17 protein-coding genes and 3 tRNA genes are annotated in these 17,586 nt (G+C 55.7%); 10 read left to right on the top strand and 10 right to left on the bottom strand.

Annotated elements, in window-relative coordinates; genetic code table 11:
• Positions 1–278 (bottom strand): IS481 family transposase (locus QW379_04225; protein MEM2869612.1); only part of this gene is annotated, 278 nt, incomplete at its 3' end.
• A 228-nt stretch (positions 279–506) separates the two neighbouring features.
• On the opposite strand from QW379_04225, the gene QW379_04220 reads away from it, so the two are divergent.
• On the top strand, positions 507–3,860 hold the full coding sequence (locus tag QW379_04220) for an FG-GAP-like repeat-containing protein (GenBank protein MEM2869611.1): 3,354 nt from the start codon (positions 507–509) through the stop codon (positions 3,858–3,860).
• Positions 3,861–3,867: 7 nt separating this feature from the next.
• On the opposite strand, the gene QW379_04215 is transcribed toward QW379_04220, so the two are convergent.
• The 3 genes from QW379_04215 to QW379_04205 all read right to left on the bottom strand — a co-directional run bounded on the left by QW379_04215 (position 3,868) and on the right by QW379_04205 (position 5,032).
• Positions 3,868–3,942: transfer RNA gene (locus tag QW379_04215), tRNA-Arg, on the bottom strand.
• A 33-nt stretch (positions 3,943–3,975) separates the two neighbouring features.
• Positions 3,976–4,167: a hypothetical protein gene (locus QW379_04210; GenBank protein ID MEM2869610.1), complete on the bottom strand. Its 192-nt coding sequence runs from the start codon at positions 4,165–4,167 to the stop codon at positions 3,976–3,978.
• A gap of 790 nt (positions 4,168–4,957) precedes the next feature.
• A tRNA-Val gene (locus QW379_04205) sits at positions 4,958–5,032 on the bottom strand.
• A 477-nt stretch (positions 5,033–5,509) separates the two neighbouring features.
• Here QW379_04205 and QW379_04200 point away from each other — a divergent pair.
• Both QW379_04200 and QW379_04195 read left to right on the top strand, forming a co-directional pair.
• Positions 5,510–5,585 (top strand) — tRNA-His (locus QW379_04200).
• Positions 5,586–5,649: 64 nt separating this feature from the next.
• Complete coding sequence (locus QW379_04195; protein ID MEM2869609.1) at positions 5,650–5,829, top strand: methytransferase partner Trm112; 180 nt, start codon at positions 5,650–5,652, stop codon at positions 5,827–5,829.
• Between the two features lie 3 nt (positions 5,830–5,832).
• Here QW379_04195 and QW379_04190 read toward each other — a convergent pair whose 3' ends face one another.
• The 3 genes from QW379_04190 to QW379_04180 are packed head-to-tail and all read right to left on the bottom strand — an operon-like array spanning position 5,833 to position 8,205.
• A complete protein-coding gene (locus QW379_04190; protein ID MEM2869608.1) occupies positions 5,833–6,183 on the bottom strand; it encodes a hypothetical protein in 351 nt (116 codons plus the stop codon).
• A complete protein-coding gene (locus tag QW379_04185; GenBank protein MEM2869607.1) occupies positions 6,180–6,644 on the bottom strand; it encodes a hypothetical protein in 465 nt (154 codons plus the stop codon). Before QW379_04185 ends, QW379_04190 begins: the two co-directional genes overlap by 4 nt.
• 58 nt (positions 6,645–6,702) lie before the next feature.
• Positions 6,703–8,205, bottom strand: a complete 1,503-nt coding sequence (locus QW379_04180) for a DNA-directed DNA polymerase II small subunit (GenBank protein ID MEM2869606.1) — start codon at positions 8,203–8,205, stop codon at positions 6,703–6,705.
• A 191-nt stretch (positions 8,206–8,396) separates the two neighbouring features.
• On the opposite strand from QW379_04180, the gene QW379_04175 reads away from it, so the two are divergent.
• From QW379_04175 to QW379_04145, 7 genes are all read left to right on the top strand, one after another.
• On the top strand, positions 8,397–8,549 hold the full coding sequence (locus QW379_04175; GenBank protein MEM2869605.1) for a DUF2080 family transposase-associated protein: 153 nt from the start codon (positions 8,397–8,399) through the stop codon (positions 8,547–8,549).
• Positions 8,550–8,558: 9 nt separating this feature from the next.
• Positions 8,559–8,996, top strand: a complete 438-nt coding sequence (locus QW379_04170; GenBank protein MEM2869604.1) for a GNAT family N-acetyltransferase — start codon at positions 8,559–8,561, stop codon at positions 8,994–8,996.
• Between the two features lie 14 nt (positions 8,997–9,010).
• Positions 9,011–10,156 carry a benzoyl-CoA reductase, bzd-type, subunit N gene (gene bzdN / locus QW379_04165; GenBank protein ID MEM2869603.1) on the top strand — a complete coding sequence of 382 codons (1,146 nt, stop codon included), beginning with the start codon at positions 9,011–9,013 and terminating at the stop codon, positions 10,154–10,156.
• A gap of 11 nt (positions 10,157–10,167) precedes the next feature.
• On the top strand, positions 10,168–11,484 hold the full coding sequence (gene bzdO / locus QW379_04160) for a benzoyl-CoA reductase, bzd-type, subunit O (GenBank protein MEM2869602.1): 1,317 nt from the start codon (positions 10,168–10,170) through the stop codon (positions 11,482–11,484).
• A gap of 9 nt (positions 11,485–11,493) precedes the next feature.
• On the top strand, positions 11,494–12,276 hold the full coding sequence (locus QW379_04155; protein ID MEM2869601.1) for an acyl-CoA dehydratase activase: 783 nt from the start codon (positions 11,494–11,496) through the stop codon (positions 12,274–12,276).
• Positions 12,277–13,143 carry a benzoyl-CoA reductase, bzd-type, subunit Q gene (gene bzdQ, locus QW379_04150; protein MEM2869600.1) on the top strand — a complete coding sequence of 289 codons (867 nt, stop codon included), beginning with the start codon at positions 12,277–12,279 and terminating at the stop codon, positions 13,141–13,143.
• A gap of 96 nt (positions 13,144–13,239) precedes the next feature.
• A complete protein-coding gene (locus tag QW379_04145; GenBank protein MEM2869599.1) occupies positions 13,240–13,527 on the top strand; it encodes a 4Fe-4S binding protein in 288 nt (95 codons plus the stop codon).
• A 156-nt stretch (positions 13,528–13,683) separates the two neighbouring features.
• Here QW379_04145 and QW379_04140 read toward each other — a convergent pair whose 3' ends face one another.
• From QW379_04140 to QW379_04130, 3 genes are all read right to left on the bottom strand, one after another.
• Positions 13,684–13,899 carry a hypothetical protein gene (locus tag QW379_04140; GenBank protein ID MEM2869598.1) on the bottom strand — a complete coding sequence of 72 codons (216 nt, stop codon included), beginning with the start codon at positions 13,897–13,899 and terminating at the stop codon, positions 13,684–13,686.
• Between the two features lie 462 nt (positions 13,900–14,361).
• Positions 14,362–16,242 carry a CARDB domain-containing protein gene (locus tag QW379_04135; GenBank protein ID MEM2869597.1) on the bottom strand — a complete coding sequence of 627 codons (1,881 nt, stop codon included), beginning with the start codon at positions 16,240–16,242 and terminating at the stop codon, positions 14,362–14,364.
• A gap of 51 nt (positions 16,243–16,293) precedes the next feature.
• Positions 16,294–17,568, bottom strand: a complete 1,275-nt coding sequence (locus QW379_04130; protein MEM2869596.1) for a hypothetical protein — start codon at positions 17,566–17,568, stop codon at positions 16,294–16,296.
• Between the last annotated feature and the right edge of the window lie 18 nt (positions 17,569–17,586).

Genomic DNA, 17,586 nt, shown 5'->3' with positions numbered 1-17,586 from the left:
CTCTCATACCGGACCCACTTCTGGCGTCTCTGCTTCCTGGGTTCATCTTTTGCCAGTCCATTCTCTTTAAGGATCCTGTGAATGCGGTTGTGTGGGATATTTATCCCCTCCTCACTTTCAATTGCCTTCTCCAGGATGAATGCTCCGGATGCTGGATGCCTGGCTCTTGCCCTCATTACATATTCCCTCTCTTCATCAATGATTAACTTAGGGGATGCCCCGGGCTTTTTAGGATATGGATATTCGCCCCTCTCCCTATACCGCGGTAGAGCTCCCATACCCAGCGTTCCGATATCTTCTGTATCCTTGCAAGTTGATATGCAGAGGCCTCACCCTTTTCCATCTCCCTGATGAGCCATCTGAGCTTTCTCCTTGTGAGCTTCCGCATGTATTGATATGGTTTTAGGGCTCTTATATTTGCCGAGAGGAAGTTATTTCGGAATTCGACACGGTGGCGTGAAAACCGAAACACTTATATCACAAGGGGGATTTCTGAGCGCTCGAGATTGTCGCGAGGTGTGAAGCAGATGAAGCCTCACAGAATGCTGGCTACCGCCGCTGTGCTTGTGTCGCTTCTCCTCCCGCTCCCCACAGGAGCAGAGAAGGTGGATAAATGGAGCGACGGTAGCGTCGAGTTCACCTGGGTGCAGCCGAGCCCGAGGGGAGGTCAAATCGTTAAGGAGTTCACCGTTGCCAAGAACTCGGAGATAGCTTCGGCCACCATGAGGGTCCGTGGGGACTTCTTCTTCCTCGACGAAGGAACTGAATACCAGACAGTCCACTGGCCCCGCAACCCATCCATCGACATCCTGCAGGACGGGACCGTTGACTGGATGTTCCCTGGCGTCATGGGGCTTCAGTACACCTTCGCAAATAACAATACCGAGGTGGACCTTAGATGGGATCAGAACGGCCTCACTAGGACTCTCGAGTTCAAAATGCCCCGCTCCACCGTTCGCTCAGCATCGCTAGCCGTGAATAACACCCAGACTTCAAAATACGCATACACTATGACGGTAGGCGGTGCAACGGTGTGGACCAAGGACAGCCTCTCGTTCACCTTCTACGACGATTCTTCCACCAGACAGAACCTCAACTCCGTCACCGTAGGCGATATTGATGGAGACGGTGACAATGACTTGGTGGCGGGCGGTACCAATGGGAAAATTTACGTTGCGAAAAACATCAATAATCTTTTCATTAATGCAACAGAGATCGATTGTGGGGTCGAGGGCGTGGACAGAGACATAACCATGGTCGCCCTTGGTCAGCTTGACGATATGCCCGGCCTAGACATCGTCGCCTCCTGCGCCGACGGCAATTTCTACTGGCTGCCCAATCAGGGGGGAGCTGGCCTCTACGGAGGAGCGATACCTATACTGACTGGAGCGGGCAGCCGGATGGCTTCGGTATGCGTTGAGGATGTGGAGGGCGATGGCGACTTTGATATCATCGGGGGCGCTCTGAACGGCCGGTTTTACGTAGTTCTGAACCCCGGGGGTGGCGCCTTCGACACCTCCGGCGGTCCGGGAAGCGAGTTCTTTAAAGTAGTGCTGGGCGGGACGGGGCAGATGAACAGTGTCAAGGTGGCGGACATAGACGAGGACACATTCCCAGACCTTGTGGGGGCGAACTCCAACCGGCAGTTTTATCTGGCACCCGGCAACGGAGACGGAACATTTGAAACAGCCTTCCCCATCGCCACCGGAGCGGCGAGAGACATCAACTCCGTAGCTGTGGAGGACGTCGATAATGACGGCGATTTGGACCTTATCGGAGCGAGCAACGACGGTAGAATATACATATGCCTCAACCTGGGCTACGACCAGGGCCAGAGCCCCGGCGACTTCGACACCCGACCCGGACACATTATCTCAATAGTTTGTGAAAGTGGCACGGACAGCCTCAGAACAGCTGTAGTGGCCGATATAAACTCCGATGGTGCCCTTGACATACTTGCGCTGGGAACCAGTAACTACGGCCAGCTCTTCCTCCAGCTTAACGATGGCTTCGGGGGATTCCCGAGCGACCTTCTGATGCGCGTCTTCTCGGGTGGTCAGTCCTCAAAATCGATTGCAGTGGCTCCACTCGACGCAGATTCGGACATAGACATCGTGGTGGCCAACGGCCTGAAGATGGATATCTGGTCCAATAACCAAGGCAAATTCAATGATATCATCAGCGGACCCGTTTTCGTCTCGGCCCTCCAGAGCTATCTCGATACCGCACCAGCAGCTCTGGACGAGTGGAACAATCCGATTGTCACGGTCAAACTACAGATACACAATAAATACACAGGACAGCTGCGCTTCGGCCTGCTGAACATCAATTACTCCTATACTGCCGTTCTCGATTTCACGCCCCAGCTCTATGACTATATGAACGAGACCGCGGGACCGGCGGCCGAAGGTGAGCGCGTCCGGGTTGGAGTGCTGTTCAAGATGGAGAGCGCAGGGAAGCTCAATGTATCCGGGCTTAGCATTGACGCCCCCATGGGGCTTGTCTCGATTATCGACTTCCCTCAGCACAACGCAACCCTCTACGGGGGCGTTGAGTATGAACTTCAAGGGAGGTCAAACTACGACCCAGACGGAACCCTTTTCAACTACTCCTGGACGGAGCACCCGAGCAACCGCTTTCTCGGTTTTGGGAGCCGGGTGAAGTATGTTCCTCCAACCAACGCTACCAACGTGACAATAAACCTCCATGTCCGGGACGACCTCCATCAGAAAGAGGCCTTTACAGAGGTCGGAATCAACATCGTTGAAGAACCCTACGCTTACTTATCAATAACAAAAATAGCCCTCTCTCCGCCCGACCCTGTGGATGGGGAGGCGGTCACGATCACGGTCACGGTGAGGAATATGGGTAAAATCAACGCAACTCGTGTTGGAATTCAACTATATCTTGATAAAACCGGAGGCAACCCCATTACCAGTGGTGTAATTGATATGATCGGGCCGGGACAGTTCGAGAGTGTGGACGTGTTTTGGCAGGCCTCTGAAACTGGAAATCACCGGCTTCTGGGAGCTATAGTCCAATGTAGCGAGCGCTTCAAGACGCCGCACACTACCGAAACTCCGTTCCGGAGTGCCCAGTTCAAGGTATCTGGCAAGACGCCCGTGGATGTACTGGCCATTGCGACAGGTGTAATTGTTGGATTTGTGGTGCTCGGTGCGATTGGTTATGTCATTAAAAGAAAGCGCGACCAGCTAGCAATAAAGAGGGAGCAAGCAGAGATTTCGACCAAGACAGGCGCCACTGAAGTAGGCAAGGAGGAGATTGCGTACTCACAGGAGAAGCAGGCGCAGCTGGCGGAGGAACTCTATGCCAAAGACAGAGAGGCCGCCGCAGCCACTGCATACGTCACCCCGCCTGCCCAATCCAAAATATTTCCGTGCCCGAGGTGTGGAAAGCCAACGGATGAGGAGGGCCTTCTATGTTTGGAGTGCAATGCCAAGGATGCAATAGCATCGGCCCGAAAGGCTATTGAAGAAGCCCGGGAGATGGCCCTTGACATTGACACTGCCGAGGAAATGTTAAAGAGCGCCGAGGAAGCGTTCAAGGCGGGGAAGTTTGCTGATGCCGTGGAGAGCGCGACGAGCGCCGAAGACGATGCCCGCAGCGCGAAAGAGGCTTTCGATAGGGCCAGCGCTTATGCAACAGGCAAGGAGAAGGCGGTCGCGGCTGAAATCGACGAGGCCGCAGCACCCCCCGCAAAACCCCCTCCCCCACCAGCCCCCACACCATTACTATCCATCAAGCCGAGGACTGCCGAGGCCGCCAAATGCCCCGGCTGTGGTCGGGAAACGAGGCCCAACTGGAGAATCTGCCCCTCCTGTCAGACGAAGCTTCAATGAGGCATTACGGGCGCGGAGGGATTCGAACCCCCGACCACCGGCTTAGGAGGCCGGTGCTATATCCTGACTAAGCCACGCGCCCGCACCGCTGCGCATCGGTAAAAGCAACAATGGCCTAAAATAGGTTGCGCAGGAAGAGAGGGCGCCTGATTGAGATACTTTTCTCCCAAAGAACCGAAGAGCGCCTGAGCAATTCTTCGAGCTCCACGAGGAGCGAATGCTTGGGGCTCATCGCGTCCCTTCTCCTCAACCGCAGCAAGTAGCTCCAGTGCCACTGGTGTGTGGTCGGGGGGGCCTCACAGCTCACGATTTGAGCAGAAAGTAAGGTTAAGGGTGAAGTAACTGACAAAGGGTGGAGCGTCACAGGGATTGTGGCTGAAAGGGTTGTAGAAGTATGTAAGCTGTGGCACAGGACTCCAGGGGCTCGGGTAAACGGGTGCTGAATACTGAGCGGGCGCGGCCCCGCCCGACTGGAAGGTCCTGCCAATACGAATAACAGGACCGGTAGAGCGGCAAGGAGACATATTGTGTTTGGACGACCTTATGTGTGTTATTGAGAGCTCTTTCGTTCGCCTTAGTAGGGGAGGTCCAATAGATGCCCGACTCCACTCTCCTAATCACACCATCGAAAAAATAGGATGTGTCGAGCTCGTAGTCGCCATTTCTCCACGAATGACACCAAGAGAGGTCAGGAATGCACTTAGGGGATAATAGAAAAATAAGCAACGCACTGGATGCCACTATAAGACGGAACGGCGTTTTGGACCTTTGGGGAGACTGGAGGCGCTGCCCTCCCCCCCAAGTCCACTGAGCTCATGAGCCCCATGCCCCACGACATAAATACCGGAACACCACGTGTCCCTCATGTGGCCACCTAGGAATGACTAGGTCGTTAGTAAAATTTTTAAACCATCAACCCGAATGCCATAGAGACGGGTTCTGGTCTTCTTCGCTTTCCCTGCCTTCGGTCACCGGCGAGCACCGTTTGCGGCGTCCAGCTAATTTTTACTTGATAGGTTTCCCCCGAGCTGCCTGTTTTCTGAGACGGCGTTCGCGCTCTCGAAGTCGTTTCCTAATAATTGGTGATGCGGGAGAATTGGGCCGAGGCGGATTTGAACCGCCGACCTCCGCGTTGTAAGCGCGACGTCATTACCGGTCTAGACCATCGGCCCTTTCTGCCTCCCGCCCTATCCCGCATAGCGAAAAGCCCAAGGGGTAAAATGGAGCGACATATATTAATCCCTGCGCCTTTCGACCGCCTGCACATTCTGCCTCTCATCCCACATGGACAGCAAATTCTGGACAGAAAAATTCCTCTGATTGCCAACGAATTTCCAGATGTAACCTTAAAACTGGCCTCGCGTGGCAAGTGAAGGGAAAGTCAGTGAACAATGAATCTCACGAAGAAGCCTACCTGAGTTCCAGCCACTCCCCGAAGCGGTGGAATATTACTTCTCATTTGTGGGATTAGGGATTGTGTGGGAGGGACCATCACACTCCGCCACGAAAAAGGAGAAGAGAGCAATTTGGAGAGCGGATAGGTGGGGCCCAGGGACCCCTTTGGGCTTTCGCTCGCCGCTTGCGCGCCTTTCCTAATTGCCCCCATTAATTTATAATACCCCCTGAGGGATTTAGCCCCGTTCACCATGGCCGGGATGGGGTAGCCTGGTATCCTGTGGGACTGTGGATCCCTAGACCCGAGTTCAAATCTCGGTCCCGGCCCCACCACCTCCATGGTTCCCTGAAGAAAATCTACTAATACTTTCAACGAAATCCATGGCTCGGGAGAATGAAGCGGACTCTGATGGATATTCTTTGCTGCCCCCTTTGCAAGGGCGACCTAGCGCTCACCGTTAAAAAGGAGGAGGGGCGGGAGATTGTCGCAGGTACTCTTCGTTGCGAGAAATGCAGCGTGGACTATCCCATCGAGGACGGCATACCCAACCTCCTTCCCCCGGAGAAAAAGTAATCGCTACTTTTTCTTCTCTTCGGTAAGGGCGCTTTCGCCCCCCTCGAGCTTCTCCCTGATTCTTTTCAGTTCAGCGCGCATTTCGGAGCAATCTTGCCGCATTCTGAGCATTTCCTCTTCGAATGGTGTTATGTCGCCCAGGGAGAGAATTCTGTGCCCGGCGTACATTCCAAGAAGGAAGGCCCCGAGAATCGCAAAAACAAGAACGCCGACCCAGCCCATCACGAAGGCCGCAACCACAGCGGCGTCCGTACCGGGGTCGATGAGACCGCTCCATACACCTGCTGTGTAGCCAGCCCATACAAGTATTAACATGACTATAATCGTGAATGACCAGGGTATCTTTACCTTCATTTTACCCTCTCCATGACCTTCTTCCAGGGCAGGTTGCTCTTCTGTAGCACATGCATTGTACCGTCTCCGTCTTCCTTCTCATAGATAAATAAATGGGCCGGGAATTCCTCAGGATCCGCCACACGGATATCCGCCTGAAAAACATACGCCTTCTTTTTATTCCAGACTGTGACATTGAGGGTGAAATTAGTCAAGGTGGTGTTCAGATAAATAAAATATGTGTTCTCCCTATACCGCATGAATTCGGTGGTGCCATCGGAAACCCACACAGTCATGTTAGTGTACCTAAACTCATTCAAGCCGTGGACGTAGACCTCGGTCTGATTATCGTAGTGGTCGATGAGGAGGGAGGGGAGTGATGAGATCGGCGATTCAAAGATATTGCGGCTTCCACCGAAGAATGCTAGAATGAGGCACAAGAAAAAGGTCAAAGCCGCGGCCGCTCCGAAGTACTTTCTCATACTGGCCCCCTGGTACATCGTGCCTTGGAAAACGACACCGCATATTCCCATGGCTATTTCATCCTTCCTCCATAAAACAAATGGTCTTCGAGGCCATCGTCTGTAGGTTGACGAGGGCTACGCGCGCTGGCATTGGCTGGAAATTCATCATTCTCTGATATTCCGTTTGAGACTGCCAGGCCGAGGCATTGATAAGCGTCACGCCCCTGAAGTTCTCTATGGCGGCGGAGTGAACATGGCCCGTGACAAAAATATCCGGAATGGTGTCCACGACCATCCAGTCCCTGCTCTCGGGCGCTATGGGTGTTTTATCCCCAAAAACCGGGGAGAGGTGGCGTCTCCTGAGCATCTCCTTCATGGCCTCAAGGGGTTTGCTGAAACTGAGGTTCGGTATGCTGGAGACGAAGTCCGCAATGCTCATACCATGGTAGGCCAGCACCTCCACACCCTCCAGCCGGAATAGGCACGGGTTGCCCGTGAATGTAATGGATGAATCGAAGAGGCGCCTTATCTCAGCGGGGAAGGTTGGCTGCGGCTCGGCCGGGCGGACGGCATCGTGGTTGCCGGGCATCATAATAATTCGAATTCGGTCCGGGACCTCTTTCAGCATCTCGGCCAGCTCTTGATACTGCCTATAGACGTCTTTGATAACGAGGTCTTCTTCGTGCCCCGGATAGATTCCTATTCCGTCCACAGTGTCGCCACAGATAACGAGGTACTCGAGGCGCTGGGCCCACTCTTGGGATGGCCCCTCTATTCCTTTGAGCCACCGTATGAAGCTCCTCCATTCCCTTTCAAGGAAGGTCCGGCTACCGACATGAATGTCTGAAATGAATGCCACGCAGATGGGATCCAGAGCAGTGTGGGGCTCCTGGGCGAGTGGAAGCTCAGGTCGAACGAGATTTCTTACATAGATGATGTTGCCGTCAGGTCCAAGCACTCCACCAACACCAACAACCTCGTCCCTCATCAAATTAATTCTCTTCCTTCCATTATCTTCGGGTAGAAGAACCGAAATTCTTCCTGTCTCATCCTCTATATCGGCGATGATACGCCCGCCAGCCGTCCTCCGGATGTCCACAACCATCCCTATCGTCCGCACTTCGTTGTCGTGTTTCCGCCCCTTCAATGCAGATATGCTGACGGCGCCGGTGAGCTCCCGCCTCTGCCGCAAGAGGCCCCTCAGACGCCTCATCCTGTCTCCGAAATATCCAACGAAGTCCTGAAGCTGGCCACAACAGGTAGAGTTCCCCGTGACGTCCTTGAGGATGACCGGTCCGCTACCGGTCCTGAGCTTTTGTTTTTCCGATGCAGAAACCTCACCTGAGGACTGTGAGGGGACCTCAGAGGAAGAGGGAGTCCGGAGGGGTGAGGGAGCCTCCTCAGAGACGACCGTTTGCTTCACATCTTTAAGTGTGTAAAGAAGCCGGTTTTCAGCTTCTCTCGCGAGAACCTTATCGGAGAGGGCGAAGGGGTCAGGCTGGCTCAGGATATATTCGAGTGCGGCTGGCTGGAGGAGCGCACCCCGCTCTGCGAATTTGGCCAGAACCCGCTTCCTCATGGCGTCTTTTGATTCTCCTCCTCGCTATTATTGTTTTCCCATGGTCGCCTGTTTGAACCGTTTGGCTAGCCGGTGCCTTGGGGCTCACCTCCCCCTGTTAGAAAAATTTATTAAGGGAGCTTTCAATACGAGTTTGCTACCTTACGACTACATTGTGACTACAAAGTAACCGTAAGGGCCAGGGAGGGCAGATGACGAGAAGGTCTAGGGCGACCCCGTCGAAGTTCGAAGTGTATGGACAGGAGATGATAGAGAAGGTTGTCAAAGCCGCCGGGAACAGTGGAAGGGTCTACCTACCCCCTGATTGGGTGGGTAAACACGTCAAGATTATCCGTGTTGACTGAGGAGAGACAATGAGAGAGATTACCATACGCCGGATGAGACCCCGGGACATAGAAGCCGCTGCAGCTATAACTGAGGCCATTACCCGTAAAAGAGTTTCTAAAAAATGGAAGATGATGGTCGCGAAGCTCATCGAGCTTCATAGCGGGGAGTGCCTTGTGGCCGAGAAAGATGGGGGGGTCATAGGGTTCATCCTCGGGGAATTCAGAGAGTCCGGCTTCGGGACCGAAAAGAGCGGCTGGATAGAGGTGCTGGGTGTGCACCCCAAGCACATGGGTCGGGGGGTGGGGAACATGCTTGGACGAAGGCTTCTCGCCATATTCAAAAGAAAAGGAGCCACTGGAGTGTTCACGGCTGTCCGATGGGATTCGGGGGACCTGCTTGCATTCTTCAGGTCAATAGGTTTCGACAGAAGCAGCTACATAATTCTGGAGAAAGGCTTTGATTGAGAGGTGGGACGACAATGAGGGAGCTCGAAACTTTCAGTAGCTGGGTGAAGGACAGGCACGAATACGCAAAGGACTGGAAAAAGCGCACAGGCGGAAGGGTCTTGGGCTACTTCTGCACCTATGTTCCGGAGGAGATTCTTTACGCCGCTGGTGTGCTTCCCGTGAGGGTGCTCGGTAGCCACGAGCCGCAGAATGTCACAGAGCCTCACATCTTCGGCATGTTCTGCCCCTTCTGTAGGGACTGCCTGGCTCAGGGTCTCAAGGGGCGGTACAGCTATCTTGACGGGCTGATGATCGCACAGTCCTGCCTTCACATAAGACAGGCCTACACGAGCTGGGTCCTCCACATCCCGATCGGCTTCAGCTATTACCTGTGCATGCCCCACAAGGTCCAGAGCAAGAGATCGTACAAGTTCCTAAGAGGGGAGCTGGAGACTTTCAAGAATGCCGTGGAGAAGTGGACCGGGAGGAAGATAGAAGAGGCGGCTCTGAGGGAGGCGATTCAGGTCTACAACGAGAACCGCCGGTTGATGAGGCAGCTCTTCGACCTCCGCAAGCGCGAGGAGCCGCCGATATCTGGGGAGGAGGCGATGACGATATCACTGGCCGAACAGATGGTGGATAAGAAGGAGCACAACGCGGCGTTGAAAGAGCTCCTCGGAAAACTTCCGCAGCGCAAGCGCGAGAGGCCCACAGGGACGAGACTGATGATAGTGGGCTCGGAAGATGACGACCTCGCATTCCTCCACATGGTCGAGAACCTGAACAAGGACCAGTACCCCGCTACCTTCGTGATTGACGAGCACTGCACGGGAACCCGCTACTTCTGGAACGAGGCGCCGGAGGACAGCGACCCCCTGATGGCAATAGCGAGAAGGTACATCGAAAGGCCCCCATGCCCCTCTAAGGACTGGGAGGAGAGGAAGCGAATTCCTCACATTCTCCAGCTCGCTAGGGATTTCAAGGTGCAGGGTGCCATTGTGATGCAGCAGAAGTTCTGCGATCCACACGAGCTTGACACCGTGGCTATAAGAAAGGCGCTGGAAAAAGAGGGCATAAAGACCCTCTTCCTTGAGTTCGATGTGACAGTCCCCGCCGGTCAGTTCAGAATCCGGGTCGAGGCTTTTCTTGAGACGCTCAAGCAGGAGGACCTGTTTTAGGAGGTGGATGGATGGCCGAGAGAAAGGGCAAGTACCCCACGGAGCCCCTGAAGTGCTGGGAGAAGGCCAAGAAGATTAGGGAGGACTATTACAGGAATTACGCCACCGCCCACGAGAGGGGCGGCCTGCGCTGGGCGGGCGGCGCTTGGAGCTTCGATGCCATCCCCGCCGGTTTGGGTGAAGACGTGTATCCGCTAACGAGCGAGCCATATGGGGCTTCCTGCGCATACAACAAACCCTTCTCGCTCAGGTGCCTTGAGGCGACGGAGAAGGCGGGCTACGCTAGGGACCTCTGTGCCTACATGAGGAATTACTGGGGCTCGATTCTGCTCAACGAGTATGTGTTCGGCGGTCCCTTCCCTAAGCCGGACTTCCTCTGGCAGGACCATATCTGCTGCTCCCACGCCAAGTGGTACCAGGTCGTCAGCGAGCTTGAAGGAGGGATACCTCACTTCTGCATTGACGTGGCCGTGGGTCCGGAGACGGAAATAAACGAGAACAAGATTGAGTATATCGTCGGCCAGATGCACGACGGAATAGAGTTCCTCGAGAGGGTCACAGGGAGGAAATATCGGGACGACCTCCTCATCAAGGCGGTCAAAAACCATTTCCGCTCCACATCCACATGGGCGAAGGTGTGTGAGCTGAACAAGAACATCCCAGCTCCCCTTGATGAGAAGACAATGTACTCACTGTATGTTCTGGGGACCCTCCACAAATCAAGCCAGGTCGTGGCGGACTTTTATGAGGAGCTCTATAAAGAGGTGAAGGACCGTGTGGAGCGGGGTATTGCGGCAATACCCAACGAGCGCTGCAGGGTGATGTCCGACACGCAGCCACCCTGGGGCTTTCTCGGGGTCTTTAGGTATTTGGAGAAGTTCGGCTGCGTCTCGATAGGCTCCCTGTACACATTCGGCCTCATCGGCGCCTGGGAAGTGGACGAAAACGGCGAGTGGGTGCACAGAAAGACACCGATGGAGAGGGGCGTCACGATAAACGACAGGGACAGCGCCCTCAGAGCCCTTGCAGAGTGGGAGCTCCACAAGCCGGAATGGCAGCACTTCTACTCGCCACAGCTGAAGAGCGAGATGATGATTCGAATTGCGAGGCAATGGAAGCTGAACGGCGTCATGCTCCACTACAACCGCGGCTGCGAGGGCCTCAGCCTTGGCATAGCGGAGAACAGGCTGGCGTTGCTCAAGGCCGGGTTCCCGGTGATGATATTCGAGGGAAACATGGGTGACGAGAGGGAGTTCGACATGACGAGAACGATGAGCAGGATAGACGCCTTCATGGAGACGCTCGGGATGAAGAAGGAGTTCGACTGAGGTGATGGCATGATAACCGCAGGCATCGACATGGGCGCAAAAAACATCAAGGTGGTTCTGTTGGAGGACGGGAAGAGGATATTGGCGAAGAGCCAGCTTCCCGTGGGGACCGACACGAAGGCCGCAACGGAGAGGGCATTCGCAGAGGCGCTCGGCAAGGCGGGTTTGAAAATGGATGATGTCAGGCACATAACATCCACTGGAACGGGCCGCACCACCGCACCGTATGCAAAGGACAACGTGACTGAGGTGAGCGCAGGGGCAAAAGGGGCAGTATTCCTCCATCCGGGAACGAGGACTGTTATCGACGTGGGCGCGGAGGAAGGGAAGTGCCTGAGGTGCGACGCAGCGGGAAAGGTCATAGACTTCGCAGTTAACGAGAAGTGCGCGGCTGGCGCGGGCTCGTTCATGGAGGCGATGGCCCGGGCCCTAGAGGTTCCGCTCGAAGAGCTAGGACCGCTGGCACTGAAATCGACCAAGACAATCCCCATGAATGCCCAGTGCGCCGTATTCGCTGAGTCCGAGGTCGTGACCCTAGTGCATCAGAAGACCGCGAAGGAGGATATCGCGAGGGCCGTCAACGACGCGATTGCCGACAGAATCACATCGATGGTAAGAAAGGTAGGATTTGACCCCGACGTTGTCCTTATCGGCGGTGTAGCAAGGAATAAGGCCTTCGTCGAGGCAATCAAGAGAAATCTCCAGATCCAGGTAATGGTCCCCGAGGACCCGGAGTACGTCGGGGCTTTGGGAGCGGCCCTGGCGGCCGCGGAGCTGGAGGGGGTGAGATAGATGGCGGAGGAGTACTGGAGGTGGAAGGAGTACAGGTGGACCTCACCGGAGGTGGACTGGAGGGATGCGAAGCTGATAACCTGCGGCGTCGACGTCGGCTCCGTCAGCACGCAGGTCGTCATTATGGCGGACGGGAAGCTATACGCCTATAGCAATATGAGGACGGGCTCCTCGAGCCCGGAGAGCGCGGAAAAGGGCCTGAAATGGGCCCTCGAGGGCACGGGGCTTCCCCGCGAGAGGATAAATTACACGGTGGGCACCGGATACGGAAGAGTCAATGTCCCCTTCGCGAACAGGGCGATAACAGAAATCGCTTGCCACGCCAGAGGTGCGAACTTCATGTACGGTCCCACCGTGAGAACTGTGCTGGACATGGGCGGGCAGGACTGCAAGGCGATAAGGTGCGACGAGAAGGGGAAGGTGATTTCTTTTCTGATGAACGACAAGTGCGCTGCAGGCACGGGCAGGGGGATGGAGGTTTTTGCTGACCTCCTTCAGGTTCCCATCGAGAAAGTCGGCGAGCTTTCCTTTGAAGTGGAGCAAGAGCCCCCACCTGTTTCGAGCACCTGCGTCGTTTTCGCCAAATCCGAGGCCTCGAGCCTTCTCAGGGCGGGCTGGCCGAAAAACAAGGTCCTCGCGGCCTACTGCTCCGCCATGGCCCACAGAATCTTCACACTCCTCGAGAGAATTGGCGTGGAGAAGGATTTCGCAATAACCGGCGGCATCGCCAAGAACATCGGAGTTGTGAGAAGGCTCGAGAAGGAGCTGGGTCTGACTGTGGCTAAGCCGAAGGAGGACCCCCAGATCGCTGGCGCAGTCGGCGCTGCCCTTTTCGCAAAGACCATTGTCGAGAAGGGCAAAGCGTGAGAGGGGAGTCCTCTCTCGACGCCTCCGGAGGGTAGATGCGTCAAATGTGGGCGGGGGTGGGGGATAAATAACAAGGTGTGGGGCGGAGGAAGCGCAATGAGGGCCAACTATGGTTATAAAGATGGCTCGGGCGACTACTTCATCGAGGTGGACACGGACAGATGCGATGGATGCGGGAAATGTGTAGAGGCCTGCCCGGCTGGTGTGATGGAGGTCGGGGAGGACGAGAACGACCCGCTCAGAGATACACCCGTAGCTAAGGTGGCGAGCTCCCACAGGAAGAAGATAAAGTACTCCTGCGCCCCATGCAAGCCTGTCTCCGGGAGAAAAACAGAGCCCTGCAGGGCGGCCTGCCCGAAGAATGCCCTAGCCCACTCGTGGTGAGGACGTAATTCAATGCCGCGAACCGCAGGGGGACTGGTCTAAAGGCTCCATTGGGCGACAGGACACCGGAATATTATTGGTAAAACAGAGCTTGGGCTATACTGGCCGACGAAAAAGAAAGTAAAGGGAAAAAAGGTTTAGAGGTGGAGACTCCGCTCAGGCACCCTTCATCTTCGCCTCGGCCACGTACCCCGCTTTGTCCAGGTAGTACATGAAGCCGGGCTTCCTCTCTATCTTCTCGGTGCCCACTTTTTTCTTTGTTCCCCTCTTGTTCACCTTGGTGGGAACCCTCCACACGTACCCGTCCTTTCCGACGTAGTATAAATAGCCCTTCTCACGCTCAATCTTTTCCTTTCCGATGCGCTTCCCCATAGAGAACCACCCGGTTCGCTCTCTATATTACCGAGAGAGAATATAAACTTTATTGAGGGCGCTCTGACGGACCCAGGCTCGCCCCGATGGAAACATTCGATAAATTTCCTGATTTTCACCGTCGATTAACCGTCGAAAAATGTTCTTTTTTTATATTTTTTCGTCGAATTCCGATTGGTTTTAGAAATGACGGGGGGAAGCCATGGGCATGCGGAGCTAATTTTCCCCTCTCCCCCTTCTCATGCGGTAGGCAGCTACCGCTATGGCTCCCGCGATTACAATGGCCACCGTAGCCCAGACAAGGGGCGATGTGCCTCCGCCTTCTATCGGGGGCTTGGGTGGACGGGGCGGGGGTGGTGGGTTGGCGACCGTGACGTTTATAGCAACTTCCAAAGAGCTTTGGAGACCATCGCTCGCTCTGAGGGAGATTCTGTGGGTTCCGTTCTCGACCCTGGTGGTGTCTCACCTGTAGCTCCAGCTTGTGGTTCTAGAGGCGATGTCCCAGGGTTGGTGGTCGATCCGAACATAGACCCCAACCACCTCTGTGTCGTCCCAAGCCGTTCCGTTGATAATAACCACGCCTTGCACGATGGCACCTTCGGAGGGGTGGACAAAGGCGACGACCGGCGGATAGTCTATGAGCCTCTTGACCGTAATATTCACGTAGGCCGTGGCCGAGCGCTCCTTGTCGTCGGTGACTCTGAGGGATATTGTATGATTGCCGAAAGGGAGCCTTCTCGAGAATTCCCTCTCCGTGCTTAGGGGGCCGCTGATGCTGGAGCTCCAGAGGTAGGACAGGTAGCACCCCGGCGGGCCCGACGAGCTGGAGGCGCTGAAGCGGATTTCCTGGTTCGCCTCGAAGACCTGCCCATCTAATGGAGAATCAATTATCGCAACCACGCCATCCACTGGGCTGACAGAGATGTTAACGGAGGCAGATTGAGTGCGATTGTGCTCGTCTTCGACCTTGAGGGTTATCATGTGGTCTCCAGGCGGAAGGGCCCTAGTGAACTTGGGGATTCTGGCGAGCTCGCCGGAGATGTTAGAGACCCAAAGGAATTCGAGCTTGAGACCTCTTTCGGAGGCTTGGCTCCTGCTGCCGTCGAAGAAAATCGGGTCACCCGCCGTGAAGCGCGCCCCCTCTCTGGGAGAGGATATGACCGCCCTGGCCTCGCCCGATGGCGGTGGGGGTGGCAGAACGATTATGTTCACGCGCGCACACGACAAGAGGCCGGTGGCTGGGTCGAGAAGCTCGAGAGAAATCGTGTGGTCCCCCATCGGGAGCGAGGCGTTGAGGAGAGGGCCCGTCCCTATTGGCCCGCTCAGGTCTGAGCTCCATACGAACTCGCAGCCTTGGGGTGCTAAGCTCGATCTTCCATCGAAAGTGATGTTTTGCCCCTCCACATATTCTTCCCCTTCCCGGGGGGAGGTGATTACCGCGATGGGACGTGGCCTCTCCCTCACGCTCACACGGATGGAGGCGTTGTTGTTGTTCTCGTTGAGCTCTCGAACGAGGTTCCTAGGGTCGAGTCGGACCTCGAGGGTGTGGTTTCCGGCCCGGGGCGCCCAGGTGAAAACTGCGGTGGTTGAGCAGCCAGCCGGGAGCTCGAGAGTAGTCTGGGCTTGCTGGATTCCATCGACAAGGAAAGTGGCGCAGAACGCACCGGAAGCCTTGTTGCCGATGTTGGTCGCTACTGCGGAAATGTTGAGCGGGAAGCCCTCCACCGGGTTGGGGTCCGAGAGGTAGATGTCTTTGGGCAAAATCGCCAAGTCTGGAAGGAGGGACGGGCCCTCGTAGAACTCCCAGACAGTGAGGACCGTTTTACTCCTCCGTCCGGTGGGGTCGTCGCGGATGGTGCTGCCCGCCAGCTCTCCCCTACCGTCGCCGTCGATGTCACCTGCGCAAAGGATGGCTGGAGAGCCCTGGAGCTCTCCGGAGCTCCAGGTTTCGAGCAAAGTGGTGTCGTTGTAGGCGTAAAAGAACCCCTTGACCTCTGGATAGTCGCCCCGGCTCACCGCGGCCACAATCTCGTTCCTGCTGGAGCCATAGAGGTCCGCAGGGACGATGTCCACGCTGGCTCCTATAGGGCTCTCCCAGAGGACCGAGTGGCTATCCGTGTCCAGAACGAAGAGCTGGGCAATGGAACTCCCGTTCACCGTGTCGTAGCTCCAGGTGTGTATGACGAGCTCGGTACGGCTCTCATTCACAATCTGCATCGCGGTGGCTGAGATGGAGCCCTCATAAACCTCGCTCTTCCACTCCTCTTTGAATGTGTCGGTGGAATAGACGTGGACAACCCCATAGTCCACACCCTCGTCCGTCGACCAGCTCTCGGGCAGCACGAGTTCCCAGGATGGGTCGGAGTCGAGCTGAAGGGCGTTGAGCTCGCCCCCCTAGCCCTGGAAGGCCGGCGAGCTCCACTTCTGGGTGTAGTTCTTCCCGTCCAGTATAAAGAAGCTTGTAGTAAACACGAAATTGCTGAAGTTAAAACTGACGTTCATAATAACTAGTTCCATGACGCTGTCGCCCGTGAGCTCCCGGGCCGTTAACAGGGACATGTTGAACATCCCCATTGCCCAGGGACCTGCGCTCCATTTGAGGTTTCTGTCTTTCAGGCTGAAAATGTAGTGTGTATAGTTGCTCTCCATGGAAACAAAGGAGGAGCTGTAGCCCGTGGCAATAAGCTCGGGAACTTTGTCGTTATCGATATCAATGACATCCGCGTAGCAGGAGGGCCCAACGGTTCTGTTCCACTCCAGCGCCCCATCGGACCCTTGGAGGACTCTGAACCCTGCGCTCCCGGTCTCGTCCCCGGAGCCCTCACGGACCACCAGAACTACCTCCTTCCGGCCGTCTCCGTCCACATCACCTCCATGCAGGTACTCGAGGCCAGTGAGCTCCGGCTCGCCCCTGACGGCCCATTGGAGATTATGGGTGGCTCCGTCGTAGACCAGGAATGAAACGGAGGAGGCGTTCTGGCGCTCCCCCGCGCTTGTGATAATGAGGAGCTCCAGCGCCGGGTCCTCGTCCACGCTCTCCACTTCAGCCCAGCTCACAGTCCCCTCGAGCAGGAGGCTCTCCCACTCCTTATTGTGGCTAAAAGCGCCGTATACGTGGACGGCTGTGGATATCGTGGTCTCCCGCCACTCCACAGAGTAGGTAGTGTTGATCCAGACGAACTCGAGCTCACCGTCCGAGTCTATATCTTCAAGAAATTCATACAATATCGAGCCCTTCAGCGTCGGGCCCTTCCACACCGTCGAATAGTCCGCTCCCGAAATAATTGTGACATTTTCACTATTCTCGCTGCTCTCGTGGATCAGGAGCTGCACAGAGCCGTTGCCCCCGAGGTCCGCTAACTGAAGGCTTATCCAGCCGGTGTAGTTGCATTCCCACAATCTCTGATATCCCGGGAGGTCGTAGACCTCGACCCTAGACCCGCCATCTGGCAGACCGCCCCAGAGAATCATCTCATCTCTCGCGTCGCCATTCGTGTCATTTAGCACAAGGCTGGGGGTCCACTCCAGCTCTCCGCTGCTCCATTCCTCGACCACCGTGAGGACAGTCTCCCGCCCGCCTACCCTTTCATCTGTAGTAGCGAAGGGAGGAAGAAGTGAGGTCAAAAGCAGGAGAAGCACCATTCCTCCAGATAATACTCGGGAGCTCATTCATTCACCCCTTTCTTA

The sequence above is a fragment of the Thermoplasmata archaeon genome (assembly GCA_038851035.1).
In the GTDB taxonomy this organism is placed as follows: Archaea; Thermoplasmatota; DTKX01; order VGTL01; family VGTL01; genus JAWCLH01.
The sequence above is the reverse complement of the archived record's forward strand: the minus strand, read 5'-3'. Positions and strand labels throughout refer to the sequence as shown.